We start from the raw sequence: 25,467 nt of genomic DNA on the forward strand, positions 1-25,467 counted from the left end.
CTAAGCGCACTGCTTTGGGATAGCGGCTAAATTTGCTAAACCAACGCATATAGGGCTTGGGTGATGGTTCTCATTATTCGAAAGTCGGAAATAGCGTCCATAGCGGAAAGCAATGGCTTTGAAAACTACCTCCCTGCTCAAATTCTTTCATCAGTGGAGTTAAAAGAACCACGCCCAACGGGATTCCCGCTTCTATTCTCAGAACGCCTCGAACTCATAGAGCCTGCAGTTCTATATTTACACGAGCATTTAATACATCGCGCCCATTCAAAAGAGACGATAAGAACTTACTGCGAAATACTTCAAGACTGGTTTGAAACCCTTGAGCAAAATAATATCCAATGGCAAATCGCAGACGCATCAGACCTAATCTCCTATAGAAATAGAATGATAAACCAGCGTAGCGAAAAAACGAAATCCAGCTACAGCATATCCACAATAAACCATCGCGTACGGGGGGTTATTAGATTCTACGAGTGGGCGGTAAGAACGAAGCATCTGCGGAGCTCTCCAATAGGAGAGCGCCCAAGACTCATAATGAAAAGTGTGAACTTTAGCCGCCGACAAAATTTTGAGGCGAACTTAAAGTCGCCATTCATCATTAGACAATATGAAAATCTCCCAAACCCTTTAAACCCAGCCGAAGCGCGAGATCTACTTGCCGCCCTACAACCGCCGTTTGATCTGATTGCGAGATGGCAACTTTTTACAGGAATGCGCATTAGCGAGGCATTGCAATTAAACCTAGCGGACATTCAGGCAAAAAACCAGAGGCGGAGTATAAAAATAGAAATATGCAGGAAGGGCAGGAAACACGGCTATATAATTGCGCCAGCCCCACTGATCAGGGCAACAGAAAACTACATTGCCACACATAGACTGGCATGGCAGAACAGAACTGCATCTAGGGGAAACACTCCAAACCCAGAGGCCCTATTCATAACTTCTCACGGAAAAAGAGCTTCAAAGGGAAACTACCAAAGGGCGATACGAGAGACTAGTATTTCTTTGGGATTTAGATGCACCTCACATACCCTAAGAGCAACTTTCGCATGCACATTACTATCTAAACTCGAGTCGCTTTCGAAGTCTGGCGAAAGTATAAACCCGCTAATGATTGTGAAGATATTAATGGGCCATTCCAATATAGAAACGACAGACAGATATCTTCGAGCAATTTACACAGATGGATGCGATGTAGAGGCTATCCTCGAAGATCTTTTAGGAAAAAGCAATCATGCAGCGAACTCCAGCATCCAGGATATATAAGGATAGTATCGATAAAAAATTCCAATCGCGGCTATCTCGCCAGGAGCGAGCGCAATCTATCCGCATCAGAGAAACGACTATAGACTTTAGCCTTCTCAACCTTCCAAAAGATATAGAGATTGCCCTTTCGGAAACATTTAAAACACACTGCAGCGCACTATCCAAAGACACCACTATCACTTATTGGAGAAACTTAAGAGTATTCTCGAAGTTTTTAGAAACAGACGGAAAGGTCCGAAGGGTTGAGGACCTTAATGGAGAAATGCTTCGAAGGTACATTAGATGGCTTAATCGACAAACTTCAATGGACGGCCGTGAGTGGACAAAGCAATCTAGAGCGGCCTATTACACCACTGTGAAGTCGCTTCTCAAGACGGCTCTGCTCACCAGGCAATTTGTTTTACATGACATAGACTTCCCAAACAACCCGTTTCCATGGAGGAACAGAGACACACCTGCCAGAAAAAGACTTTCAGCAGATCACTTAAAGCAAATTCTCGATGCTTGCACGAAAGAAATATCCGATATCCGAAGACGCCGAGAGTCATTTAAGAAAAACATCTCGGAGAATCATCAGCAAGGAAGTATTCAGTGGCTAATCTCGCAAACAATTAAAAAGTACAACGGCATAATCCCAGAACGAAAGACACTCCAGAAAGTTAAGGACAGAGAATATCTTAAAGCCTTAGAGTCCAATGGAGGCCTAAAAGAAATAGAGCCTTTAATTTATCCGCGCTCAGAAACCCTCCTACCCTACTATCTATCCATACTCGTGCAAACAGCTGGCAATCCGGCCTCAATTTCCCGCCTCGAAACAACCTGTCTGCAAGAGCTTCCGCTAATTGACAATAGAGTCGCAATCATCTGGAGGAAAGGAAGAGCCAGCTCGATCCAAAGGGTTATATTCTCGGACGAGGCCCCCAACAAACCACCTCAATTAGTTAAAGAACTACTCTCATGGGGCGCCGACCTACGAGCCAAGTCTCCTGAGCCCCTGAAAGAAATGCTATTTATCTTCAAAGGCCCAAGAGAAATTAGCTACCTGTCTGATCGGACCGCCTCACAAATACTTAACGATTTCTGTAAACGCCATTGTATAGAGCGATTTAGCTTATCAGAGGTGCGCGGCGGAGTCCTTGCAAGCATCTACCAGTCAACAGGAAGTCTACAAAGGGCCAAGGAGTTGGCAAACCACAAAAGCTCTGCCACAACTATAAAATATGTAAACTCCGACGAAACAAAAATCAGAAACAGGGAGGTAATTTCTGATATTCAGAAAAGCTTCCTAAAAAACATAAAGCCTAAGAGAGGAAAGCAAGTCTCGCCCTCCCTTCCCCCCCATGGAGTTAGCACCAAGTCAGTTTCATTATTTGGATTCAACTGCAAAGACCCATATGAAGGGGCGGCTCCAGGCACTAAAAAAGGTGAAATATGCAGTAATTTTCTTGGCTGCTTTATATGCCCAAACGCAATTATACCAAATGACGCGAAGAGTATTGCGAGGCTAATACAAGCAAAACAGCACCTGACCCAAAGTGCAGAATACATACATCCCAGCCGCTGGCAAATTCTTTACGCACCGATCTTGCGAATACTAGAGGAGGATATACTCCCAAATTTCTCCAGCCACCAAACGTCAGAAGCGGAAAAGATAGTGAAAGACTTGCCGCCACTACCTGAGCTAAGGTGAGCAAACATGCAAAAATACAACCCGTTAAAACCAACAGATAGCCAGAGCCAGGGCGACTCTCAAGAAGATAGAAACACCTTCCTATCTAACTGTAAGTGGGAGGATGACGTCTGGACACTATCTCCGACAAATGCAGTGGAAGAAACTAAACCTTGCAAACTGAACTGGGCATTTCGTGTTTCAAAGGATGAGTTATTCACTGCGACCAAGCACCAGGGGCTACTCGAGAAATCAAAAAAACTGCTATATCTAGCGCAAACGCGCTCAATTTTGAATGGCATGCCACAAAAATCAAAGAGTGTATCTCAACTATTTGACTACCTGCGAGCACTATTAATATGGATGCTCGAAAACGACATACCAAGCTTTGACTTCCTAGACGACCAATTAGTACTGAAATTCAGATCATACATTTCAAAAAGAACCATAAATAACGGTAGAAATATTAAACAAATAACCGTCCAGAAATACTTATCAATAATATCCTACCTTCTCAATTTCAAAACAGAATTGGACATAAAAATCTCGCCACCGCAGAGTGCAGCATACTTCACATCCATGGAGCGAGAGTTTTGGCCATATACGCCAAATGAAATAGCTCTACCATTAATTGAAAGATCAAAACTATTAATAAAGTCCGCTCCAGCAGTAACATTAGCTGGCTTAAAAATATACTCAGATGAAATGCTTATAGAGCAAAAAAGCGGCACACCTCGAAAGCAAGCACTTAGCAAGGCATCGAAAAAGCTCTCTGCCGCAAATCTGCATATACAACAGCCCCGCGCATTTAGAATAAGGTCGGCGAAAGACCTATCAAAACTTATTAACTCCCTATACACCGCCTGCTTCGTGTTGATCTCCTATCTAACAGGCGCAAGAGTAAGTGAAATTTTGACATTAAAAGACAACTGCCTAAGACGTGTCTCTAATGGGGATGGTCTAGAGCTAACCGTAATTGCTGGGCGAATATTCAAGCAAGAAGCTGAGTATTACGGTAGGCCTCATGAATGGGTAGCACCACCACTTACGCAGAAAGCTATCGAAGTCCTAATTTTGTTATCAGAAAAGCATCGTCTACAAACCGCCAGAAATGACCTGTGGCTACGAAGCAAAAACATTGGTTCGGCTGAATGGGAGCATACATGCAGAACACCAATAGAAATATCAACTAGGGATAGATTACGAGGGGCATTGCTAAGCTATTCCGATTGGTTAGACCTGCCTAAGATTAACGGTCGAAAATGGCGTCTTTCAACGCATCAAGGACGAAAAACATTCGCTCGATTTGCAGCTCTTAGAGACCGATCCTCTCTCTTCGCCTTGTCACAGCAGCTTGGGCACCGTGAACGAGCGATTACAGATTTCAGCTATAGCGGCCAGGATTATGATCTTTCGTCAGAAATTGACTCAATTATAGTCGAGCAGTCCATTACCGCTTGGGAGCATTTGCTCGAGACACCACTTCTTGGAGGACGAGCCGGAGATGAGATTATTGCCAAGCGCCCCAGCTTTCAAGGAGCAAGCATGAAACAAGAAATCACCACTTATGCAAGAATTCTTGTAGATGCAGGCCTTACTCTTGGAGTGTGTGACTGGGGATACTGCATATACAGGAAAGAGTTTAGCAGTTGTAAAGGAAGCAATTTCGGTCCTAGCCCGCTCAGAAGAGAACCATCTACATGCGCCTCCTGTAAAAATTTTGCTTTAACCAAAGAGCATACGCCTTATTGGGAATACCAAATAATTAAATCTTTGGAAATTTTAGAGCAACCTGATATCCCCCTACAAACTGCCAGACTAGCTAGGGCGCGGATAGAAGAGGCATCAGAGTTAATTCAGAAAATCAAAATAACTGATGACATGGACCAGGAAGATGACTGAAAGAACACAAAAATCAGCCGATCGAATAATGGAAGCCATCAGAACTTTGCATGAGGAAAGTCCTGACAAGCAGATAACCATAACTGCTGTTTGCAATATCGCAGAAGTCTCACGAAATACCATCTATAGGTATCACAAGGACGCCCTAGAAAGAATTCGTCAACTGAATAAATCCAGTCGGCCGGAGCCCCCGACACTAAAGGACACCGTTGATAAACTTACGAGAGAAAATAGGGCACTCACCTTGCGCCAAGAAAAACTTGCCGCTCTGATTGATCACTATTTTTCTGCCTGGCAGGAAGCCAAATCAAAATCGGAACACCAGCAGCGGGAGCTTGCCGAGCTTCGAAAACTGCTCCGCTCAGCCCCAAAGCCAATCAACGGTTAGCTTTTCTTGGGGATTTTCGCGTACGAGAAAAATCTTTAATAGAAATTGCGAAACCGTGCCCCACCTATTGAAAATTCACCAAAAACGTGATATATAGCGCGAGCTTAATACTAGGTTGCGCAAATTATGAACATGAACGTCTCGGAGAAGTTTTTCTCTGCAAGCTCCGAATTACCAAGTGAATCTGCGGGCCCGAAGCTTGTGAGCCTCTTCTGCGGCGCAGGTGGATTGGACTTAGGATTTATAAATTCAGGGTTTGATGTTGTATATGCCGCCGACTACGACTTGTCCGCCGTTCAAACATATAACCGCAACCATGCAGGAAAAAGAGCTAACCAGATAGACCTGTTAGAGACCAGCGCTGCAGAGCTCTACCAGCAAGCAGTCATCGCTCCAGGCCTAGATGGGCATATTGATGGAGTTATTGGCGGCCCTCCCTGCCAAGGGTTCTCGCGCGGAAATACTGGCCGTTGCTTTAGTGATCCTAGAAACCAACTAGCCGTTAAGTACGCAGAAATTGTTAACTATTTCTTTGAGCACTCAAAGATAAAGTTTTTCTTGTTTGAAAACGTTCCGGAAATTCTTGCAAGCAAAAATACCGAATTCCTTTCGATGCTACGGGAAAAGCTGTCAGAGAATTTTATCATTCATGAAAAAGAGATCAACGCAGCCAATTTTGGAGTTCCACAACAGCGACACCGCTACTTTATCGCTGGAGTTAGCAAGCATATAGACAGTACAAGCTTCAAGTTTCCAGAGCCAACGGCATTAACTCATAAGACCGTTCGTGAAGCTATCCATGGTCTACCAGAGCCAATCTATTACAAGAAAGGGTGTGGAGAGAACGACATTCCATTCCACCCCAATCATTGGACTATGCAACCAAAATCAAAGCGCTTCTTAACCGGCGAAATGCCTACTGGCGGTCGCTCATTCATTAAACTTGAGTGGGGCAAACCGAGCAGAACTGTAGCTTACGGAAATCGCGAGATACATGTTCACCCTGAAGGGCACCGCCGCCTGAGTATCTATGAGGCGATGCAGCTTCAAGGATTCCCAAAGTCATACAGACTTTGCGGAAGCCTAAGCGCACAGGTTAAACAAGTATCCAATGCGGTTCCACCCCCGGTAGCAACCGCGCTAGCCGAGAGCTTGAAAGACTTATTATTTTAAGGGACTAGTACATGGAAGTTCAGCAAAATGATCCACAAAATGAAAGTGATCCGCTAGAAGCGACTGAGCAAACAGAAGACTTAGTCAATAGCAAGCTTGCAAGCGCGCACGACTCCGGGGAAACCGTAAAGGCGCGCTTAATGACCGACGAGCGAGTTTTCGCACGGATCACTGATGGTATCTACCGAGACCCTGCATCTGCGCTACGTGAATTAATCGCCAATGGATACGACGCTGACGCAACGGAAGTTCGCGTAGAAACAGACTTCCCCCGGTTCTCAAAAATATCAGTGCGCGATAATGGCAGAGGCCTGACCAAAGAAACTCTGGCCCATGTGATATGTCATATTGGCGGCAGTCTCAAACGAACAAAGCAAGGCCAAAATTTCAATATTTCCAGTGACGACGACCCCACTAAGAGCAAGGAGGGGCGCCCTCTCATTGGAAAACTCGGGATAGGTCTGTTTTCAGTCTCACAGATAACTCACCATGTAGTTATCATCTCGAAAACAAAAGGCAGTAGCAAACGCATATATTGCGACATACTTTTGATGCCGCAGTCAGAAGCCCTTCTTGAGAAAGAGGAGGGTCAAAAATTTGTAACCGGCGAAGTTGAGATAAAGTTTGTTGAAGCTAACGATATCGACTCGCACGGAACCGAAATACTGCTGCTTGACCTAAGAAGTCACGTGAAAGAAGCCCTTCTCTCTAAAATGACATGGGATGCGCTTAGAGAGAAAGATGAGAGCGAGAAGAAAGAGGAAGAAGTCAAAACCGAAGCAGACTTAGCGATAGCCTTTGGTGATGATGGATTTGAAGGTGGCATTAGCATCGTTGAACCTCTTTTCCATATCGGAGAGATAGACGTACATAACGGTGTAATCCTTAAGGAAGCAAAGCTTCCTTGGAAAAGTGATGCGAACTCAGAAGATAAATTCCCGCAACTGGTAGAAAGACTTTCTGCGGCGGTAGACCCCACCGACAGATCAAGCAAGGGACCTAGCATTCAGGAGCATTTGGACTATTATCTTAGGATGCTTTGGGTATTGAGCCTTTCGATCCCGCTTCCCTATCTTAAAAAGCATCCGTTCGAAATTGAGAGTACCGACGGTGCGCAGATATTTCAGATAGACAACAAGCAAAAGGGAAGCCCTGCGGAAGTCAAGCTAGACTCGGGCCAGACGATTGCGGCTAAATATAAATTTAAATCGATTCAGGCACACAGCCTTCCGTTCAACGTATTTGTGGATGGCATCAAGCTTACTCGACCGCTTCAATATGGGAACTTTAAGCCATTAGACCATGCCATAACCAACCCGCTAATATTTATTGGCCGTGCAAAGCCTGATCTCAGCGTTATTCCTGAGCAATATCGGGGCGGCGAGCTTGAGTTTGAAGCCTACCTTTACTGGACCAAGAAAATTGTTCCAAAAGAACACAACGGGGTTCTAATCCGAATAAACGGCGCCTCGGGAACGCTTTTTGACGAGACTTTTTTAAAGTACCAAGTTTCCGAACTTACTCGCTTACGCCAAATCACCGCAGAAATCTTTGTAATTAAAGGGCTTGACGCCGCGCTCAATATCGACCGCGAATCATTCAACATAGCGCACCCTCACTTCCAAATCCTCAAGAACTGGTTGCATTCGGCGATGCGCCAGCTAATGAACAAACATAAGTTGCTCTCTGGAAACATAAACAAAACGACTCTTGGCGAAAGAAAAGAGAAAACTTTCGAGCAACTTAGAAGCATTGTCTCAGAACACGTAAAGATTTCTGGCGAAACGGCATCAGCACCAAAATCAATTCGGTACCTCGAAACCGAGAGTGCCACACTCAAATTTGAAGAGGAAACACACAGCAAATCCGTAATTGAGCTGAACAGAGAAAAAGCTCTGGCACCTATCTTGCGGAACAAGGCTGCCTCGCCGAGGGACAAAGCGCGCCAGATGCTGAACGAGGAGAAGGCCAAGACGCTTGCCTCGATTCTGACTGTTTATGGGATAGACCAGCATCTATCTAAAGAGAGATTTGAAAGCTTGGTCTCCGCGATACTTGAAGTAATGGTCCTAGAGATTGGGAAATGAATGATATGGATGTCAACACAGAAGAACACAAAGAGACGGAAGACTCCTTTGATTCGGACTTCGACCTCCCAATCGGAGTAGCCCCCACGGTGACAGTTCATACGTCGCCCATGCTAAAGACAGAGTTTGCTCCTTGGCATAAGCCGAGAAAGCAATGGATACGCGACAATCAGTGGAACTATCTCTCCTCCGCCATAGCAAAAGCACTCAAGCTAAAAGAAAAAAGCCGCTCGCTCAATTATCTTAGTCTTCCAGGCGTGGACCTTCTAGACATTCGCGCCCTCGAAGAAACGTGCAACGACTTAGGGGTAAAGCTTAAATTTCTAGGCCTGAACTACATTGAGGAAGATCAACAGGAGCAGCAAGCGGAGCAAGCTTTGTCGCTGAACGAAGTCAGATCACTGGACTATGTCGACCAAGAGAGCACGTTGCTAACTGAACGTTTCGAGGATCTTTGCGACCCTAAGTCAATCGTAAGTCAGCAAGTACTCGAAGAGTGCAAAACTTACGATGTAATCAACATCGATCTTTGCGCCTCTTTCGCTAAGCACAAGCCTGGAACGTGGGGGAGTCTATACACTGCACTCCACAAGCTACTAGTACACCAGGTTTACTATCGCACCGAACCTTGGGTCTTCCTTATCACCACTAGAACAGACAAAAGAAAAGTAGACCCGGATGCATTTGTTCGCCTAATCAACTCTGTACTAGAGTCTGTAGACCCCGCAATTATCTCTGAATACTTAGAAGGGAAAATGGGCATCAGCCCGAAATACATTCAAGCTCGCCAAATCACACAAGAAGCCTTGACAACAGTTCAGCACATGAACTGTTTTACAGCATCTTTTGGGATATGGAAGCTACGGCTTTTGATTGACGGTGATTACAAGACAAAGTCGCACATGCACCCTCCATTTTCGTATCACGTCGAATCAACCGACTCGGTGCCTGACATGACGTCCATGTCGTTCTGGTGTACACGGCTCCCCCCAGCCAGTACCGATCCCTCAGGGCTGTCTGCATCTAATGGAGGCTCCGTCGGCCGGGCGGATCATAGAGAAATATTCCAGAGCTATTCAAAAAAGGCACTGGAATCGTCAATCAATGGCGTCGACCTAGATGTACTTCTGACCGAGAAGCCCGGCGATTACGCACATGCACTGGAGCGCTCAAAGTCGCTATTGAGAAAAGCGCGGTACTCTTTGGACAAATACGATGACTGGGTTACCCAACAACAAGACAAAATTAGCTCTATGATTGCGGGCCGCCAGGCTCCGACATGAAATCGACATTAATTTGAATCGGTGACATGCATGCTAAACCCACCCCACCCCGGTGAACTATTGAGGGAAGACGTTCTTCCAGCACTCAAAATTTCTGCCAGAGAGCTCTCTCAGCATCTTGGGTATCTGGAGACTGAGATTCTTGGTGTCTTAGAGTGCAAAGCTGGCGTGAGTGCAGACCTTGCTCTTAGGCTTGAGCTAGCAGGGATAGGTGTCGCGAGCAATTGGTTAGCAATGCAGTCCGCTTTCGACCTAGCACAAGCGAGAAAGCGGCAGCATCCGACGATCAAACGGATATATCCATAGCAAACCGTCTGCACGACCTCGTTAGGCTGTCGCCGAGGGCACTACAAGGTAGGTCCCCTCGGGGACACGTGCGGCTCAGGTTCTATTCAGATCTGCGGCGTAGACCCTGGTTACAGCCGTCAACCTCACCTAACGAGTAGTTGTGGGCCAGGATCAGCGCGGCGGCGTTGTGCGCCAGGGCGCGCTTGACGATCTGCCGCGGGTAGACGCTGGCGCTGTCGATGGAGCCGTGGAACAGCACCTCGAACTCCAGCATGCGGTGGCGGTTGTCCATGAACAGGCAGGCGAATACCTCATGGGGCTCGTGGCGCAGCCGCGCCTTGAGGAAGTCGCGCACCGCCTGCGGGCTCTCCAGCGCCGGGCCGCGATCCATGTCCTCGGCCAGGTGCCGGCGCCCCATCTCCAGCACCGCCTGCAACTGGGCGAACTTCGCCGGACCCAGCCCATGGTGGTGGCAGAAGGCGTCCAGGTTCGCCTCCAGCAGGGCGCGCAGGCTGCCGAACTCCAGCAGCAGCCGGCGCGCCAGGTCGACAGCGCTGCAACCAGCGACGCCGGTACGCAGGAAGATGGCCAGCAATTCGGCATCGCTCAGGCTCGCCGCACCCCGTTCCAGCAGCTTCTCCCGGGGGCGTTCCGCCGCAGGCCAATCGAGAATTCTCACGCAACCTCCCAGCTCAGGGGCCCCGCTGTTCCCGCGCAGGCGCTGTGCTATCTTAGCCCCCTCGCTTCGCGCAGCCGGAGGCCTGGGGAGGCGTCATCGGCTTCAGCGCGCGTCATCCATTTCCGTATTTAAGGCTGGCCTATGCAGCGGCTCTATCGTAAACGCATCGTTCTGGGCGTCGGCGGCGGTATCGCCGCCTACAAGAGCGCCGAACTGGTCCGCCGGTTGCGCGACCAGGGCGCCGAGGTGCGTGTCGTGATGACCCAGGGCGGCCGCGAGTTCATCACCCCGCTCACCCTCCAGGCGCTGTCCGGCCACCCGGTGCACCTGGACCTGCTCGACCCCGCCGCCGAAGCGGCCATGGGACATATCGAACTGGCCCGCTGGGCCGACCTGGTGCTGATCGCCCCGGCCACCGCCGACCTCATGGCGCGCCTGGCCCAGGGCGTGGCCAACGACCTGCTGACCACCCTGGTACTGGCCACCGATGCGCAAGTCGCCCTTGCACCGGCGATGAACCAGGCCATGTGGCGCGACCCGGCCACCCAGGTGAATGCCGAGCTGCTGCGCTCGCGCGGCCTGCACTTCTTCGGCCCCGCCGCCGGCAGTCAGGCCTGCGGTGACGTCGGCCTCGGGCGCATGCTCGAAGCCGAGGAGCTGGCACAGCGCGCCGCCGACTGCTTCGAGTACAAGGCGCTGACCGGCCAGCACATCCTGATCACCGCCGGGCCGACCCAGGAAAACATCGATCCGGTGCGCTACATCACCAACCACAGCTCCGGGAAAATGGGCTTCGCCCTGGCCGAGGCGGCTGTCGAGGCCGGCGCCCGCGTGACCCTGGTGACCGGCCCGGTGCACCTGCCCACCCCCGACCGGGTCAACCGCGTCGACGTGGTCAGCGCCCGCGACATGCTCGCTGCCTGCGAAGCGGCGATGCCGGCGGACATCCTGATCGCCTCCGCCGCGGTGGCCGACTACCGCCCGGAACTGGTCGCAACGCAAAAACTCAAGAAAGACCCCACCAAAGGTGATGGCCTGCTCTTGCAGCTGGTGCGCAATCCCGACATCCTCGCCACCCTTTCGCTGCGCGAGGATCGGCCGTTCAGCGTCGGCTTCGCCGCGGAAACCGAGAACCTGCTCGACTACGCTTCGCGCAAGCTCAAGGACAAGAATCTCGACCTGATCGTGGCCAATGACGTGGCGAATCCGTCAATTGGCTTCAATAGTGAAGAGAACGCCATCACGGTCATCGACCGCGAATTGCACAAGACTGCGTTCGCCCAGACCAGCAAGGGCAAGATTGCCCGCCAGCTGATCGCCTTCATCGCCGAACGCATCAATCAACACTGAGAACTCAATGCACTCCCTGCAAGCCAAGATCCTCGATCCCCGCCTGGGCAGCGACTTCCCGCTGCCGCAGTACGCCACTCCGGGTTCCGCCGGCCTCGACCTGCGCGCCATGCTCAAGGAGGACTGCGTCCTCGAACCGGGCCAGACCGTACTCATCCCCACCGGCCTGTCCATCTTCATTGCCGACCCGGGCCTCGCCGCGCTGGTCCTGCCGCGCTCCGGCCTGGGCCACAAGCACGGCATCGTGCTGGGCAACCTGGTCGGCCTGATCGACTCGGACTACCAGGGCGAGCTGATGGTCTCCTGCTGGAACCGTGGTGATACGGCCTTCAGGATCGCCATCGGCGAGCGCATCGCCCAACTGGTGCTGGTACCGGTGGTACAGGCGCATTTCGAGCTGGTCGAGAGCTTCGACGAGAGCCAGCGCGGCGCCGGCGGCTTCGGGCATTCCGGCAGCCATTGACCCTTTCCTAATTTCAGGATGAATCGCCGAGGAGACGTTGCATGAAACTTTTCCAACGCACTGCCAAGGACAGCGCCGAGCTGCCGGAACTCGTTCCGGCGGAAAAGGCCGTCAGAGGACCCGCCGCCAAGGTCGACCTCAAACCGCTGCTGCCGGCCTTCGTCGTCACCGTCGCTGGTGTCGCCGCGGCCAGCGCCCTGCTCTGGTTCAGCCTGTTCGGCCAGGCCGGGCAGACCCACACCGCACAGCTGAGCAGCGCCTGGTCGGAAAACCAGGCCGGCGCGCTGCGCCAGTCGCTGAGCCTGCTCGCGGCCGACAGCCGCAGCATGGCAGGCGATCCGCAACTGCTGCCAACGCTGCAGGGCAACGATCCGGCGCGCATTGCCGCGCTGGAGAAGTCCCTCGCCCAGGGTCACCTGGATGGCCTGGTGGACGTCCACCTGAACGCCAACGGCCAGGCTGTGCAGGACGCCAACCGCCCCGGCCCGCTGAACTACGCCGCGCTGGACATGCTGCACCGCGTCGAGAGCGGCCAGAACGTGGCGCCGGAAGCCTACAAGGTCGGCAACCGCTGGCTGGTCTACAGCCCCACCGCGCTGCGCGCCGCGGACAACTCGATCCAGGGCTCGCTGCTGCTGGTGGTGGACCTGCAACGCCTGATCGACAGCCTGCCGCCGATGTCGGCCGATATCGGCCAGTTGCAGCTGGCCCAGCAGTTCGGCAACTCGCCGGCGCAGGTCCTGCTGCAACGCGGCCAGGCTTCCGGCACCACGGTGCTGAACCTGTCCAGTGGCAACCCGAACTGGAAGCTCACCTTCACCCCCGGGCCGAGCCTCACCGATTCGCTGTACTCGCCAGCCCTGCTGGGCATCGCCGCGCTGCTCGCGCTCGTCGGCGGCCTGCTCGGGCTGTATCTGGCGCAAAGTGCGATGCAGCGCCGGGTCAGCAAGGACGCCCACGCCCTGGGCCAGTTCATTCAGGAACTCGCCGGCCAACGCACTGCCAAAGCACCTGAGCTGAGCCTGCCGAGCCTGCAGGTGCTGGCTCAGGCGCTGGCTCGCCAGCCGCGCCGCAAGACCGAAACAAACGGTGCCAGTGTCCCGGCCGCCGCCCCCGCAGCGCCAGCCCAACCCGCCCCGGCGATGGTTGAGGTCGGCGCTCCGGCCAAGGCCGAGGCGTCACTGGTCGACCCGCTGTTCCAGAACACCGACATTCTGGACATCGACATACTTGATGAAGACCAGGATCTCCTGGGATTGGAGCAAACCCCCGCTATGAGCACGCCTAAAGCCCCGCAGCTGCCCGCCAGCATTTTCCGCGCCTACGACATCCGTGGCGTGGTCGGCGATACCCTGACCGCCGAGACCGCCTACTGGGTCGGCCGCGCGATCGGTTCCGAAAGCCTGGCGCGCGGCGAGCCGTGCGTCTCCGTGGGCCGCGACGGCCGCCTGTCCGGCCCCGAGCTGGTCCAGCAGCTGATCCAGGGTCTGCTCGACTGCGGCTGTCAGGTCACCGACGTCGGCATGGTGCCGACCCCGGTCCTCTACTACGCCGCCAACGTGCTGGAAGGCAAATCCGGCGTGATGCTCACCGGCAGCCACAACCCGCCGGACTACAACGGCTTCAAGATCGTCGTTGCCGGCGAGACCCTGGCCAACGAGCAGATCCAGGCCCTGCGCGAGCGCATCCAGAACGACGACCTCGCCTCTGGCGTGGGCAGCGTGCAGCAGGTCGATATCCTGCCGCGCTACTTCAAGCAGATCCGCGATGACATCGCCCTGGCCAAGCCGCTGAAAGTGGTAGTGGACTGCGGCAACGGCGTCGCCGGCGTGATCGCCCCGCAACTGATCGAAGCCCTGGGCTGCACGGTCATCCCGCTGTACTGCGACGTCGACGGCACCTTCCCCAACCACCACCCGGACCCGGGCAAGCCGGAGAACCTGGAGGACCTGATCGCCAAGGTCAAGGAGACCGGCGCCGACCTCGGCCTGGCCTTCGACGGCGACGGCGACCGCGTGGGCGTGGTGACCAACGAAGGCACCATCATCTACCCCGACCGCCTGCTGATGCTGTTCGCCAAGGACGTGGTATCGCGCAACCCGGGCGCCGACATCATCTTCGACGTCAAATGCACCCGTCGCCTGATCTCGCTGATCAGCGGCTACGGCGGCCGTCCGGTGATGTGGAAGACCGGCCACTCGCTGATCAAGAAGAAGATGAAGGAAACCGGCGCCCTGCTCGCCGGCGAGATGAGCGGCCACATCTTCTTCAAGGAACGCTGGTACGGCTTCGACGACGGCATCTACAGCGCCGCGCGCCTGCTGGAAATCATCAGCCTGGACAAGCGCGACGCCGAGCGCGTGTTCTCCGCCTTCCCGATGGACATCTCCACCCCGGAAATCAACATCACCGTCACCGACGAAGGCAAGTTCGCCCTCATCGAGGCGCTGCAGGCCCGTGGCCAGTGGGGTGAAGCCAACCTCACCACCCTCGACGGCGTGCGTGTGGATTACCCCAAAGGCTGGGGCCTGGTGCGCGCCTCCAACACCACGCCGGTGCTGGTGCTGCGTTTCGAGGCGGACACCCAGGAAGAACTGGAACGCATCAAGGACGTGTTCCGCACCCAGCTGAAAGCGGTCGACCCCGCCCTCAGCCTGCCCTTCTGACCCTCAAGTAATCTGTTGGAGCCGACCATGACCCAGAGCCGCGATGACGCCGCCCAGGTTGCCCGCGTCCTTGCCGAAGCCCTGCCCTACATCCGCCGTTTCGTCGGCAAGACGCTGGTGATCAAGTACGGCGGCAACGCCATGGAAACGGACGAGCTGAAGAACAGCTTCGCCCGCGACGTGGTGCTGATGAAGGCCGTCGGCATCAACCCGGTGGTGGTTCATGGTGGCGGCCCGCAGATCGGCGACCTGCTCAAGCGCCTGTCGATCGAGAGCCACTTCATCGATGGCATGCGCGTCACCGACGCGCAGACCATGGACGTGGTGGAGATGGTCCTCGGCGGCCAGGTGAACAAGGACATCGTCAACCTGATCAACCGTCATGGCGGCAGCGCCATCGGCCTGACCGGGAAAGACGCCGAGCTGATCCGTGCGAAGAAGCTCACCGTCACCCGCCAGACGCCGGAGATGACCAAGCCGGAAATCATCGACATCGGCCACGTCGGCGAAGTCACCGGGGTCAACGTCGACCTGCTGAACATGCTGGTGCAGGGCGACTTCATCCCGGTCATCGCGCCGATCGGCGTGGGCGCCAACGGCGAGTCCTACAACATCAACGCCGACCTGGTGGCTGGCAAGGTGGCTGAAGCGCTGAAGGCCGAGAAGCTGATGCTGCTCACCAACATCGCCGGCCTGATGGACAAGCAGGGCGAGGTACTCACCGGCCTGACTACCGAACAGGTCAACGAGTTGATCGCCGACGGCACCATCTATGGCGGCATGCTGCCGAAGATCCGCTGCGCTCTCGAAGCGGTGCAGGGCGGCGTGACCAGCGCGCACATCATCGATGGCCGTGTACCCAACGCGGTACTGCTGGAGATCTTTACCGACAGCGGTGTCGGCACGCTGATCACCAACCGCAAGTCGCGCTGATCGAAAACGACACCCGCCTGGAGCGATCCACGCGGGTGTTTTTCTGTCTGGAGTTTGTCTGACATGGCCGCATCACCCGTTTCCCGCAACGACTTCAGCTTCTTCCACGGCCTGCGCGTGCGCTGGTCAGAGGTCGACCCTCAAGGCATCGTCTTCAACGGCAACTACCTGACCTACGCCGACGTCGCCACCACCGAGTACTACCGCCACCTGGGCGTGAGCTACCCGGCCGACCTGCTGCGCGGCGGCGGCGACCTGTTCGCGGTGAAGACCACCCTGGAATACCTGGCGCCAGCGCACTTCGACGACTGGCTGGAAATGGGCGTGCGCGTGAGCCGGTTGGGCCGCAGCAGCCTGACCTTCCAGGTCTCGATCTGGTGCGACGAGCAGTTGCTGACGCTGGGCGAGCTGATCTACGCGTACGCTGGCGAAGACCGCACGAGCCAGCCCCTGCCGGACTGGCTGCGCGGGAAGATCAACGAATTCGAGCGCTGCTCGCCGCAGCAGTAAGCGCGGCGAGCTGGCGACTCAGTTGCCGCTGGAGATCTGGGCGAAACGCGCCCGGTCGGCGGCAAAGCTGTCCTGCGCCTGGATACGCAGCTGCTGGTAGCGAGTGATGTCCTGCTGCAGACGCTGCTCGTCGTCACGCAGGTTGCCCAGTTGCGCCACCAGGTCATCGGGTACCTGGCGCCCGGCACGCTCCTGGTCGGCGGCGCGGGCCTGCAGGTTGGCCTGCTGGGTCTTGAGCGACTGCAGGTTGCCGCGGGCCACGCTGGCCAGGCCATCGAGCTCGGCCAGCTTGCGGTCGCGGGCGCGATCGACGTCTTCCACGCTGGTGTACATGCGCATCAGCTGCTGGTCGGAACTGGCACGAGCGGCATCCGCCTTGCGCTGCTCGATCTCGGCGGCGGTCGGTGCCGGCGGCACCTCGCGAACTACCCGGCCCTGGTCGTTGAGCACCTGGTAGCCCTTGCCGATGTACTGCGGCGGCACGCCCAGGCGGTCGATGACGGTGATGCCCTTGTCGTTGACGTAGCGATACATCTCGACGCCGGCCGCCCCGACCTGCCCTGCCAAAAGGATACCCAGCAACCCCAACAACGCCCTGTAGTGGAAAGCACCCTGCTTGGTCATGCCAGATACCCTGTTCGGTTAGATGCCGTACTGCGCTCGATATGCCTCGACTGCCGACAGATGCTGCTTGAGTTGCGCATCGCCTGCCAGATATTCCAGCACCTGCTCCAGCGAGACAATGCTCACCACCGGGATCGAAAAGTCGCGCTCGACTTCCTGGATCGCCGACAGCTCGCCCTTGCCGCGTTCCTGGCGGTTCAGTGCGATCAGCACGCCGGCCGCCTGGGCGCCCTGGGCGTCGATGATCTGCATGACCTCGCGGATCGCGGTGCCGGCGGTGATCACGTCATCGATGATCAGCGCACGGCCGACCAGCGGAGCGCCAACCAGCGTACCGCCCTCGCCGTGATCCTTGGCTTCCTTGCGGTTGAAGCACCAGGGCAGGTCGCGGCCGTGCTGTTCGGCCAGTGCAATGGCTGTAGCGGCCGCCAGCGGGATTCCTTTATAGGCGGGCCCGAACAACACGTCGAAAGGTATGCCGCTGTCGACCACCGCGCTGGCGTAGAAACGACCCAGCTGGGACAGCGCAACACCGGTATTGAACAGACCGGCATTGAAGAAGTATGGACTGGTGCGCCCGGACTTGAGAGTGAACTCACCGAAGCGCAGAACGCCGCGCTCGATGGCGAAGCGGATGAAATCGCGTTGATATGCGTGCATGGGAAAGAACCGGCCGGTATGAATTTAGCTAAACCGTTTGAGCTCGGGTATCATACACACACGTGATTTTGGGGGCCATTTATGCGGATCATCAGTGTGAACGTGAATGGTATTCAGGCTGCGGCCGAGCGTGGTTTGCTCAGCTGGCTGCAAGCCCAGAATGCCGACGTGATCTGCTTGCAGGATACCCGCGCCTCCGCTTTCGATCTGGATGACCCGTCCTACCAACTGGATGGCTACTTCCTGTACGCCTGCGATGCCGAAGTGCCCAGTCAGGGCGGCGTCGCAATCTATAGTCGTCTGCAACCCAAGGCTGTCATAAGCGGCCTGGGTTTCGAGATGGCCGATCGTTACGGGCGCTACCTGCAAGCCGATTTCGATAAGGTGAGTATCGCCACTCTCCTGCTGCCTACCGGGCAGGAAGGGGACGAGAACCTGAACCACAAGTTCAAGTTCATGGACGATTTCGCCCAGTACATGAACAAGCAGCGCCGCAAGCGCCGCGAATACATCTATTGCGGTTCGCTGTACGTGGCGCACCAGAAGCTGGACGTGAAGAACTGGCGCGAATGCCAGCAATCTCCCGGTTTCATGGCGCCCGAGCGTGGCTGGATGGATGAGATCTTCGGCACCATGGGCTATGTCGACGCCCTGCGCGAGGTCAACCGCGAAGGCGATCAGTACAGCTGGTGGCCGGAAAGCGAACAGGCCGAGCTGCTCAACCTGGGCTGGCGTTTCGACTATCAGATCCTCACGCCGGGTCTGCGCCGCTTCGTGCGTGGCGCCAAGCTGCCGCGCCAGCCGCGCTTCTCCCAGCATGCGCCGCTGATCGTCGACTACGACTGGACCCTGAGCATCTGAGTCCTGTCACGCCGCCGCGAGGCGGGCAGAAAAAAGCCGGCTTCGAGCCGGCTTTTTCGTGTCTGGAGCGCGCTTATTTGATCGGCCGCCAGGTGAAGGGATAGCGGTAGTCCAGCCCTTCATTGGCCTTGATCCCGGCGATGATGGTCAGCACCAGTGCGCCGATGCTCACCAGCCCCAGCAGGAAGAAGCCGATCACCACCAGCATCAGCAGGAAGCTGACCACCACCGCGAGGCTCACGGTGATCTGGAAGTTCAGCGCTTCCTTGCCCTGGCGGTCCACGAACGGGTCCGATTCACGCTTGATCTGCCAGACGATCAGCGGCCCGAGCAGGTTGCCGAAGGGGAAGATGAAGCCGAGGAAGGCGGCGAAGTGGCAGAACATCGCCCACTGCCGGGCCTCCTGGCTCGGCTGAAGCTGTTGTACCAGTACTTCGTCGCTCATCCTTTCGCTCCTTGCACTTGATGATCGGCCGGGCTGGCCGCTCGTCGGATCAGTCCGCCAGCGCGGCGCGCTGCAGATCGAACAGTTCGCGCAGGCCCTGCTGCGCCAGCTCCAGCATGGCATTCAGCTCGGCCGGCTGGAAGGGTGCGCCCTCGGCAGTGCCCTGGACTTCGATGAAGCCACCGGCATCGGTCATGACCACGTTCAGGTCGGTCTCGGCGGCGGAGTCTTCCAGGTAGTCCAGGTCCAGCACCGGCACGCCCTGGTACATGCCCACGGACACCGCAGCGACCATCTGTTTGAGCGGGTTGCCCTTGAGCGCGCCGCGCTTCTTCAGCACGGCCAGGGCGTCGATCAGCGCCACGGTGGCGCCGGTGATGGAGGCAGTGCGGGTGCCGCCATCGGCCTGGATCACATCGCAGTCGATGTACAGGGTGTTCTCGCCCAGCTTGGTCAGGTCCAGCGCGGCGCGCAGGGAACGGCCGATCAGGCGCTGGATTTCCAGGGTGCGGCCACCCTGCTTGCCACGGGCGGCTTCGCGCTGGTTACGCTCGCCGGTGGAGCGCGGCAGCATGCCGTACTCGGCGGTCAGCCAGCCCTGGCCCTGGCCCTTGAGGAAGCGCGGCACACCGGATTCGGCGCTGACGGTGCAGATCACCTTGGTGTCGCCGAACTCGACCAGCACGGAGCCCTCGGCGTGCTTGGTGTAATGGCGGGTGATACGGATCGGGCGCAGTTGGTCGGCGGCGCGGCCACTGGGACGGTTCATGGAGGCATCCTGTACAGATTGCTGGCGGGGAATGTCCGCCATTATAGAGGCCAGCAGACGGGCGCAACCACCGCTGGCGTGCTGCTGCGCGCCACGCTGGGGTACAATTACCGGTTTCCGACGACCTGTCGGCCGTTTTCCCAGCCCATTCAGAGAGGTGACTCCATGGTCCACAGCATGACCGCCTTCGCCCGCGTCGAGCGCGCCGGCACCCATGGAACCCTCAGCTGGGAGTTGCGCTCGGTCAACCACCGCTACCTCGAGCCCAACCTGCGCTTGCCCGAAGCCTTCCGCGACCTCGAAGGCGCTGTGCGCGAGGCGCTGCGCCAGGGGCTGTCGCGCGGCAAGGTGGAATGCACCCTGCGCTTCAACGAGGAGAACGCCGGCAAGGCGCTGCAGGTCGACCGCGAGCGCGCCGCGCAGCTGGTCGCCGCCGCCGAGAGCGTCGCCGACCTGATCAAGAGCCCCGCCCCGCTCGACCCGCTGGCCGTGCTGGCCTGGCCGGGTGTGCTGGTGGGCGACGCCGCCGACCCGCAGGCGCTCAACGCCAGCGCCCTCGCCGCCTTCACCCAGGCCCTCGACGAGCTCAAGGCCGGCCGTGCCCGCGAAGGCGCCGAGCTGGCAAAGATCATCGACGAGCGCCTGTCCGCCATGCAGGAAGACGTAGCCAACCTGCGCCAGCTGGTGCCGGAAATGCTCGCCAACCAGCGCCAGAAAGTCCTCGACCGCTTCACCGAGATGAAAGCCGAACTCGACCCGCAGCGCCTGGAGCAGGAAATGGTCCTGCTGGCGCAGAAGAGCGACGTCGCCGAGGAGTTGGACCGCCTGACCACCCACGTCACCGAGGTGCGTCGCGTGCTCAAGGCCGGCGGCGCTGCCGGCCGGCGCCTGGATTTCCTCATGCAGGAACTCAACCGCGAGGCCAACACTCTAGGTTCGAAGGCGTTCGACCCGCGCTCCACCCAGGCCGCAGTCAACCTCAAGGTGCTGATCGAGCAGATGCGCGAACAGGTCCAGAATATCGAGTAAGCCGGACACCTCCGGCTTCAACCACCGTCAACTGCAACCCCAGGAAAGCGCCATGTCCGGCACCCTCTACATCGTTTCCGCTCCGTCCGGTGCCGGCAAGACCAGCCTGGTCAAGGCCCTGCTCGACGCCATGCCCAGCGTGCGCGTCTCCGTGTCCCACACCACCCGCGGCATGCGTCCGGGCGAAGTGGACGGGGTGAACTACCACTTCGTCGGCCATGACACCTTCCGCGCCATGCTCGAGCGCAACGAGTTCCTTGAGCACGCGCAGGTCTTCGACAATCTCTACGGCACTTCCCAGCGCTGGGTCGAGAAGACCCTCGCCGAAGGCAACGACCTGATCCTCGAGATCGACTGGCAGGGCGCGCAGCAGGTGCGCCGGCTGATGCCCCAGGCGCAGTCGATCTTCATCCTGCCGCCGACCCAGGAAGCCCTGCGCCAGCGCCTGACCAACCGCGGCCAGGACAGCGACGAGGTGATCGAGCGACGCATGCAGGAAGCCGTCAGCGAAATGAGCCACTATGTGGAATACGATCACCTGGTGATCAACGACGACTTCGCCCACGCGCTGGAAGACCTCAAGGCGATCTTCCGCGCCCGCCAGCTGCGCCAGGATGCCCAGCAGCAACGCCATACCGAGCTGCTGCAACGCCTGCTGGCCTGAAGTCGCCGAGAGAAGGCACTTCCATAAAGATTGGCGATTTTTTAGACTATCCAGTCCGCCCGGCATTTTCCGGGCCTACATTTTAGTAACGAGGAACACCATGGCCCGCGTCACCGTTGAAGACTGCCTGGACAACGTCGATAACCGTTTCGAGCTGGTCATGCTCGCCACCAAGCGTTCGCGTCAGCTGGCCACCGGCGGCAAAGAGCCCAAGGTACCGTGGGAGAACGACAAGCCCACCGTGGTTGCCCTGCGCGAAATCGCTTCCGGCCTGATCGACAACGAAATCGTTCTGCTGGAGGACGTGGTTGAAGAAGAACCGCTGTTCGCTGCCTTCGAAGACGAGGCCAACAACGAGGCCCTGTAAGTCGATGTCCGGCCGACGAATCGGTGCACTGCGACGTACCGCTCGGCAGGGGGTAAGCCCATGCCGAGCATAGATGCCTTCGCCGACCGTCTGTCGAGCTACCTGGGCCCGGATCAGGTCAACCTGGTCCGCCGCGCCTACTACTACGCCGAGCAGGCCCATGACGGGCAGCGCCGCCGCAGCGGCGAGGCCTACGTCACCCATCCGCTCGCCGTCGCCAACATCCTCGCCGACATGCACATGGACCATCAGAGCCTGATGGCGGCCATGCTGCACGACGTGATCGAGGACACCGGCATCGCCAAGGAAGCGCTCACTGCGCAGTTCGGCGAAACCGTCTCGGAACTCGTGGACGGGGTCAGCAAGCTGACCCAGATGAACTTCGAGTCCAAGGCCGAGGCACAGGCCGAGAACTTCCAGAAGATGGCCATGGCCATGGCACGCGACATCCGCGTGATCCTGGTGAAGCTGGCCGACCGCCTGCACAACATGCGCACCCTGGAAGTGCTGTCGGGCGAAAAGCGCCGGCGCATCGCCAAGGAAACCCTGGAGATCTACGCACCCATCGCCAACCGGCTGGGCATGCACAGCATGCGCGTGGAATTCGAGGACCTGGGCTTCAAGGCCATGCACCCGATGCGCTCCGAACGCATCCGCCAGGCGGTGAAGAAGGCCCGTGGCAACCGCCGCGAGATCGTCGGCAAGATCCAGGAATCGCTGGTCAACTGCCTCGCCCGCGAAGGCATGGAAGGCCAGGTCCTGGGCCGCGAGAAGCACCTGTTCAGCATCTACAAGAAGATGCGCGGCAAGCGCAAGGCGTTCAACGAGATCATGGACGTCTACGCCTTCCGCATCATCGTCGACAAGGTCGACACCTGCTACCGCGTGCTCGGCGCCGTGCACAACCTGTACAAGCCGTTCCCCGGTCGCTTCAAGGACTACATCGCGATTCCCAAGGCCAACGGCTACCAGTCGTTGCACACCACCCTGTTCGGCATGCACGGCGTGCCCATCGAAATCCAGATCCGCACCCGCGAGATGGAAGAGATGGCCAACCACGGCATCGCCGCGCACTGGCTGTACAAGTCCGATGAGGACGAGTCGCCCAAGGGCACCCATGCCCGCGCGCGCCAGTGGGTGAAGGGCATCCTCGAACTGCAGCAACGCGCCGGCAACTCGCTGGAATTCATCGAGAACGTGAAGATCGACCTGTTCCCGGACGAGGTCTACGTCTTCACGCCCAAGGGCCGCATCATGGAGCTGCCCAAGGGCTCCACGGCCGTCGACTTCGCCTATGCGGTGCATACCGACGTCGGCAACAGCTGCATCGCCTGCCGCATCAACCGCCGCCTGGCGCCGCTGTCCGAACCGCTGCAGAGCGGCGCGACGGTGGAGATCGTCACCGCGCCGGGCACCCGGCCGAACCCGGCCTGGCTCAACTTCGTGGTCACCGGCAAGGCGCGCACGCACATCCGCCACGCGCTCAAGCTGCAGCGCCGCTCCGAGTCGATCAACCTCGGCGAGCGCCTGCTGAACAAGACCCTGGCCGGCTTCGACAGCCACCTGGAGAAGATTCCGCAGGAGCGCATCCAGGGCGTGCTCACCGAGTACCGCATGGAAGTCTTCGAGGACCTGCTCGAAGAGATCGGCCTGGGCAACCGCATGGCCTACGTGGTCGCACGTCGCCTGCTGTCCAGCGAAGGCGAGCAGGCGCCCAGCGCCGAAGGGCCGCTGGCGATCCGCGGTACCGAAGGCCTGGTGCTCAGCTACGCCAAGTGCTGCACACCGATTCCGGGCGACCCGATCGTCGGCCACCTGTCTGCCGGCAAGGGCATGGTCGTGCACCTGGAGAACTGCCGGAACATCAGCGAAATCCGCAACAACCCGGAGAAATGCATCCAGCTCAGCTGGGCCAAGGATGTCACCGGTGAGTTCAACGTCGAGCTGCGCGTCGAGCTGGAACACCAGCGCGGCCTGATCGCCCTGCTGGCGACCAGCGTCAACGCCGCCGACGGCAATATCGAGAAGATCAGCATGGACGAGCGCGACGGTCGCATCAGCGTGGTCCAGCTCGTCGTCAGCGTGCATGACCGTGTGCACCTGGCCCGCGTCATCAAGAAGCTGCGCGCGCTCAAGGGCGTGATCCGCATCACCCGCATGCGCAGCTGATCCCACCCCAAGGAGTCGAAATGACCAAGACCGTTATCCACACCGACAAGGCCCCGGCCGCCATTGGCACCTATTCCCAGGCGATCAAGGCTGGCAACACCGTCTATGTCTCCGGTCAGATCCCGCTGGACCCGAAAACCATGGAACTGGTCGAGGGCTTCGAAGAGCAGACCGTCCAGGTCTTCGAGAACCTGAAAGCGGTGATCGAGGCTTCCGGCGGCTACCTGCACGACGTCGCCAAGCTGAACATCTTCCTCACCGACCTGTCGCACTTCGCCAAGGTCAACGAGATCATGGGCAAGTACTTCGTCCAGCCCTACCCGGCCCGCGCCGCCATCGGCGTGGCCGCCCTGCCCAAGGGCGCCCAGGTCGAGATGGACGCCATCGTCGTCCTCGAATAAGCGTCACGAAACACCTACGGGGCCCCAGCGGCCCCGTTCCTTTGTCTGCAAGGAGCAAACATGCGTCGCGCCCTGATCCTGAGCGCCCTGATCGGCCTGCTCACCGGCTGCGCCGGCACCCCTTCCGACCCTTCCGGCATCTGGGTCAACCAGGCCGCCATCGATGCCGCCGGCAAGGGCGGCAAGCTGCGCGAGGCACTGCTGGGCTACGGCCCGAACCTGGAATGGAAGATCGACACCAAGGCCAGCCAGGCCACCTTCAGCAATGGCTTCGAGCTGGGCGAAGGGCAGCTGACCCAGGTCGACCCCAAGCATTACCGCGTCGACTTCTACGGCAGCAACCAGGAATCCCTGGAGCTGGACGGCAAGGAGCTGGTGCAGGTCGGTAGCGACAACTGGCCCGAGCAGCGCTTCCAGCGCCCCAAGGAACAGCCCGCCACCCAGAGCCCGGCCGGCAGCACCTTCGAGAATGCCCTGTACGCCGCCTACCTCAAGGGCACCTGGGTGATCGAGGAAGGCGAAGGCAAGGGCAGCAAGGTCAAGTTCCAGCCCAATGGCAGCCTCGAAGGCATGCCCGGCGCCGATCGCTACGCGCTGTGCCTGGCCGGCGACTGCGCGGCCATGAGCGGCGACAACGACAGCATCTGGCTGCAACAGGGCCAGCAGGGCCGCGAGTACCTGTTCGAGCGCGACGGCGACAAGCTGGAGCTGTTCGAGGCGGTGAACCGCGCCCAGGCCGACGAGATGCCGCAGTACGTGCCCGGCAACAAGGTCTGGAGCCTGGAGCGCGACTGATCCGCCAGCGGGCGGGCGCGAAT

The 25,467-nt window shown here is 57.5% G+C and carries 24 protein-coding genes and 1 pseudogene; 20 read left to right on the top strand and 5 right to left on the bottom strand.

Annotation, left to right across the window (positions count from 1 at the left end):
• Positions 1 to 63: 63 nt before the first annotated feature.
• From QO207_RS08590 to QO207_RS08625, 8 genes are all read left to right on the top strand, one after another.
• Positions 64 to 1,269 (top strand): tyrosine-type recombinase/integrase, encoded by a 1,206-nt coding sequence (locus QO207_RS08590; RefSeq protein WP_301532031.1) that lies wholly within the window; start codon positions 64 to 66, stop codon positions 1,267 to 1,269.
• Positions 1,238 to 2,959, top strand: a complete 1,722-nt coding sequence (locus tag QO207_RS08595; protein ID WP_301532032.1) for a phage integrase SAM-like domain-containing protein — start codon at positions 1,238 to 1,240, stop codon at positions 2,957 to 2,959. Before QO207_RS08590 ends, QO207_RS08595 begins: the two co-directional genes overlap by 32 nt.
• Before the next feature lie 6 nt (positions 2,960 to 2,965).
• A complete protein-coding gene (locus QO207_RS08600; protein WP_301532033.1) occupies positions 2,966 to 4,840 on the top strand; it encodes a hypothetical protein in 1,875 nt (624 codons plus the stop codon).
• Positions 4,833 to 5,228: a helix-turn-helix domain-containing protein gene (locus QO207_RS08605; protein WP_301532034.1), complete on the top strand. Its 396-nt coding sequence runs from the start codon at positions 4,833 to 4,835 to the stop codon at positions 5,226 to 5,228. The genes QO207_RS08600 and QO207_RS08605 overlap by 8 nt, the downstream gene beginning before the upstream one ends.
• 126 nt (positions 5,229 to 5,354) lie before the next feature.
• Positions 5,355 to 6,401, top strand: a complete 1,047-nt coding sequence (locus QO207_RS08610) for a DNA cytosine methyltransferase (protein WP_301532035.1) — start codon at positions 5,355 to 5,357, stop codon at positions 6,399 to 6,401.
• An 11-nt stretch (positions 6,402 to 6,412) separates the two neighbouring features.
• Positions 6,413 to 8,488: an ATP-binding protein gene (locus QO207_RS08615; RefSeq protein WP_301532036.1), complete on the top strand. Its 2,076-nt coding sequence runs from the start codon at positions 6,413 to 6,415 to the stop codon at positions 8,486 to 8,488.
• Entirely contained in the window at positions 8,485 to 9,771 is a 1,287-nt protein-coding gene (locus QO207_RS08620; protein WP_301532037.1) for a hypothetical protein, read from the top strand. Before QO207_RS08615 ends, QO207_RS08620 begins: the two co-directional genes overlap by 4 nt.
• Positions 9,772 to 9,801: 30 nt before the next feature.
• Positions 9,802 to 10,077, top strand: coding sequence for a HigA family addiction module antitoxin (locus tag QO207_RS08625; protein ID WP_301532038.1), 276 nt, complete (start codon positions 9,802 to 9,804; stop codon positions 10,075 to 10,077).
• A 124-nt stretch (positions 10,078 to 10,201) separates the two neighbouring features.
• On the opposite strand, the pseudogene radC reads toward QO207_RS08625, so the two are convergent.
• A pseudogene (gene radC, locus QO207_RS08630) lies at positions 10,202 to 10,738 on the bottom strand (DNA repair protein RadC); the annotation flags it as partial.
• Between the two features lie 141 nt (positions 10,739 to 10,879).
• On the opposite strand from radC, the gene coaBC reads away from it, so the two are divergent.
• The 5 genes from coaBC to QO207_RS08655 all read left to right on the top strand — a co-directional run bounded on the left by coaBC (position 10,880) and on the right by QO207_RS08655 (position 16,660).
• A complete protein-coding gene (gene coaBC / locus QO207_RS08635; protein ID WP_301532039.1) occupies positions 10,880 to 12,088 on the top strand; it encodes a bifunctional phosphopantothenoylcysteine decarboxylase/phosphopantothenate--cysteine ligase CoaBC in 1,209 nt (402 codons plus the stop codon).
• Positions 12,089 to 12,095: 7 nt separating this feature from the next.
• A complete protein-coding gene (gene dut / locus QO207_RS08640) occupies positions 12,096 to 12,551 on the top strand; it encodes a dUTP diphosphatase (RefSeq protein ID WP_301532040.1) in 456 nt (151 codons plus the stop codon).
• Between the two features lie 41 nt (positions 12,552 to 12,592).
• Entirely contained in the window at positions 12,593 to 15,217 is a 2,625-nt protein-coding gene (locus QO207_RS08645; protein ID WP_301532041.1) for a phosphomannomutase/phosphoglucomutase, read from the top strand.
• A gap of 27 nt (positions 15,218 to 15,244) precedes the next feature.
• Positions 15,245 to 16,150: an acetylglutamate kinase gene (argB, locus tag QO207_RS08650; RefSeq protein WP_301532042.1), complete on the top strand. Its 906-nt coding sequence runs from the start codon at positions 15,245 to 15,247 to the stop codon at positions 16,148 to 16,150.
• 63 nt (positions 16,151 to 16,213) lie between these two features.
• Positions 16,214 to 16,660 carry a thioesterase family protein gene (locus QO207_RS08655; protein ID WP_301532043.1) on the top strand — a complete coding sequence of 149 codons (447 nt, stop codon included), beginning with the start codon at positions 16,214 to 16,216 and terminating at the stop codon, positions 16,658 to 16,660.
• An 18-nt stretch (positions 16,661 to 16,678) separates the two neighbouring features.
• Here QO207_RS08655 and QO207_RS08660 read toward each other — a convergent pair whose 3' ends face one another.
• Entirely contained in the window at positions 16,679 to 17,194 is a 516-nt protein-coding gene (locus QO207_RS08660; RefSeq protein ID WP_301532085.1) for a DUF4124 domain-containing protein, read from the bottom strand.
• Positions 17,195 to 17,302: 108 nt separating this feature from the next.
• The gene (pyrE, locus tag QO207_RS08665; RefSeq protein ID WP_301532044.1) at positions 17,303 to 17,944 is read right to left on the bottom strand and encodes an orotate phosphoribosyltransferase; all 642 of its coding nucleotides are present in this window, start codon (positions 17,942 to 17,944) and stop codon (positions 17,303 to 17,305) included.
• Between the two features lie 81 nt (positions 17,945 to 18,025).
• Between pyrE and QO207_RS08670 the strand changes: the two genes are divergently transcribed.
• Positions 18,026 to 18,805 (top strand): exodeoxyribonuclease III, encoded by a 780-nt coding sequence (locus QO207_RS08670; protein WP_037009721.1) that lies wholly within the window; start codon positions 18,026 to 18,028, stop codon positions 18,803 to 18,805.
• A 73-nt stretch (positions 18,806 to 18,878) separates the two neighbouring features.
• On the opposite strand, the gene QO207_RS08675 is transcribed toward QO207_RS08670, so the two are convergent.
• Together QO207_RS08675 and rph are read right to left on the bottom strand one after the other, a co-directional pair.
• Positions 18,879 to 19,250, bottom strand: a complete 372-nt coding sequence (locus QO207_RS08675) for a DUF4870 domain-containing protein (RefSeq protein ID WP_301532045.1) — start codon at positions 19,248 to 19,250, stop codon at positions 18,879 to 18,881.
• A gap of 49 nt (positions 19,251 to 19,299) precedes the next feature.
• Positions 19,300 to 20,019: a ribonuclease PH gene (gene rph, locus QO207_RS08680; protein ID WP_301532046.1), complete on the bottom strand. Its 720-nt coding sequence runs from the start codon at positions 20,017 to 20,019 to the stop codon at positions 19,300 to 19,302.
• 165 nt (positions 20,020 to 20,184) lie between these two features.
• On the opposite strand from rph, the gene QO207_RS08685 reads away from it, so the two are divergent.
• The 6 genes from QO207_RS08685 (at position 20,185) to QO207_RS08710 (ending at position 25,444) form a co-directional block, all read left to right on the top strand.
• Entirely contained in the window at positions 20,185 to 21,048 is an 864-nt protein-coding gene (locus QO207_RS08685; protein WP_301532047.1) for a YicC/YloC family endoribonuclease, read from the top strand.
• A 52-nt stretch (positions 21,049 to 21,100) separates the two neighbouring features.
• Complete coding sequence (gene gmk / locus QO207_RS08690; RefSeq protein WP_045217706.1) at positions 21,101 to 21,712, top strand: guanylate kinase; 612 nt, start codon at positions 21,101 to 21,103, stop codon at positions 21,710 to 21,712.
• Positions 21,713 to 21,812: 100 nt separating this feature from the next.
• Positions 21,813 to 22,079: a DNA-directed RNA polymerase subunit omega gene (gene rpoZ, locus QO207_RS08695; RefSeq protein ID WP_045217709.1), complete on the top strand. Its 267-nt coding sequence runs from the start codon at positions 21,813 to 21,815 to the stop codon at positions 22,077 to 22,079.
• A 60-nt stretch (positions 22,080 to 22,139) separates the two neighbouring features.
• Positions 22,140 to 24,248: a bifunctional GTP diphosphokinase/guanosine-3',5'-bis pyrophosphate 3'-pyrophosphohydrolase gene (gene spoT, locus QO207_RS08700; RefSeq protein WP_301532048.1), complete on the top strand. Its 2,109-nt coding sequence runs from the start codon at positions 22,140 to 22,142 to the stop codon at positions 24,246 to 24,248.
• Between the two features lie 20 nt (positions 24,249 to 24,268).
• Positions 24,269 to 24,649, top strand: coding sequence for a RidA family protein (locus QO207_RS08705; RefSeq protein WP_017520704.1), 381 nt, complete (start codon positions 24,269 to 24,271; stop codon positions 24,647 to 24,649).
• A 60-nt stretch (positions 24,650 to 24,709) separates the two neighbouring features.
• Positions 24,710 to 25,444 carry a hypothetical protein gene (locus QO207_RS08710; RefSeq protein ID WP_301532049.1) on the top strand — a complete coding sequence of 245 codons (735 nt, stop codon included), beginning with the start codon at positions 24,710 to 24,712 and terminating at the stop codon, positions 25,442 to 25,444.
• Positions 25,445 to 25,467: the final 23 nt, after the last annotated feature.

The sequence above is a fragment of the Pseudomonas sp. CAN1 genome, from assembly GCF_030462585.1.
Taxonomy (GTDB): Bacteria; Pseudomonadota; Gammaproteobacteria; order Pseudomonadales; family Pseudomonadaceae; genus Pseudomonas.

Bases quoted from the DNA above. Each gene is read 5' to 3' on its own strand.
- QO207_RS08590 (WP_301532031.1), top strand. From the start codon at position 64: ATGGTTCTCATTATTCGAAAGTCGGAAATAGCGTCCATAGCGGAAAGC.
- QO207_RS08595 (WP_301532032.1), top strand. From the start codon at position 1,238: ATGCAGCGAACTCCAGCATCCAGGATATATAAGGATAGTATCGATAAA.
- QO207_RS08600 (WP_301532033.1), top strand. From the start codon at position 2,966: ATGCAAAAATACAACCCGTTAAAACCAACAGATAGCCAGAGCCAGGGC.
- QO207_RS08605 (WP_301532034.1), top strand. From the start codon at position 4,833: ATGACTGAAAGAACACAAAAATCAGCCGATCGAATAATGGAAGCCATC.
- QO207_RS08610 (WP_301532035.1), top strand. From the start codon at position 5,355: ATGAACATGAACGTCTCGGAGAAGTTTTTCTCTGCAAGCTCCGAATTA.
- QO207_RS08615 (WP_301532036.1), top strand. From the start codon at position 6,413: ATGGAAGTTCAGCAAAATGATCCACAAAATGAAAGTGATCCGCTAGAA.
- QO207_RS08620 (WP_301532037.1), top strand. From the start codon at position 8,485: ATGAATGATATGGATGTCAACACAGAAGAACACAAAGAGACGGAAGAC.
- QO207_RS08625 (WP_301532038.1), top strand. From the start codon at position 9,802: ATGCTAAACCCACCCCACCCCGGTGAACTATTGAGGGAAGACGTTCTT.
- coaBC (WP_301532039.1), top strand. From the start codon at position 10,880: ATGCAGCGGCTCTATCGTAAACGCATCGTTCTGGGCGTCGGCGGCGGT.
- dut (WP_301532040.1), top strand. From the start codon at position 12,096: ATGCACTCCCTGCAAGCCAAGATCCTCGATCCCCGCCTGGGCAGCGAC.
- QO207_RS08645 (WP_301532041.1), top strand. From the start codon at position 12,593: ATGAAACTTTTCCAACGCACTGCCAAGGACAGCGCCGAGCTGCCGGAA.
- argB (WP_301532042.1), top strand. From the start codon at position 15,245: ATGACCCAGAGCCGCGATGACGCCGCCCAGGTTGCCCGCGTCCTTGCC.
- QO207_RS08655 (WP_301532043.1), top strand. From the start codon at position 16,214: ATGGCCGCATCACCCGTTTCCCGCAACGACTTCAGCTTCTTCCACGGC.
- QO207_RS08660 (WP_301532085.1), bottom strand. From the start codon at position 17,194: ATGTATCGCTACGTCAACGACAAGGGCATCACCGTCATCGACCGCCTG.
- pyrE (WP_301532044.1), bottom strand. From the start codon at position 17,944: ATGCACGCATATCAACGCGATTTCATCCGCTTCGCCATCGAGCGCGGC.
- QO207_RS08670 (WP_037009721.1), top strand. From the start codon at position 18,026: ATGCGGATCATCAGTGTGAACGTGAATGGTATTCAGGCTGCGGCCGAG.
- QO207_RS08675 (WP_301532045.1), bottom strand. From the start codon at position 19,250: ATGAGCGACGAAGTACTGGTACAACAGCTTCAGCCGAGCCAGGAGGCC.
- rph (WP_301532046.1), bottom strand. From the start codon at position 20,019: ATGAACCGTCCCAGTGGCCGCGCCGCCGACCAACTGCGCCCGATCCGT.
- QO207_RS08685 (WP_301532047.1), top strand. From the start codon at position 20,185: ATGGTCCACAGCATGACCGCCTTCGCCCGCGTCGAGCGCGCCGGCACC.
- gmk (WP_045217706.1), top strand. From the start codon at position 21,101: ATGTCCGGCACCCTCTACATCGTTTCCGCTCCGTCCGGTGCCGGCAAG.
- rpoZ (WP_045217709.1), top strand. From the start codon at position 21,813: ATGGCCCGCGTCACCGTTGAAGACTGCCTGGACAACGTCGATAACCGT.
- spoT (WP_301532048.1), top strand. From the start codon at position 22,140: ATGCCGAGCATAGATGCCTTCGCCGACCGTCTGTCGAGCTACCTGGGC.
- QO207_RS08705 (WP_017520704.1), top strand. From the start codon at position 24,269: ATGACCAAGACCGTTATCCACACCGACAAGGCCCCGGCCGCCATTGGC.
- QO207_RS08710 (WP_301532049.1), top strand. From the start codon at position 24,710: ATGCGTCGCGCCCTGATCCTGAGCGCCCTGATCGGCCTGCTCACCGGC.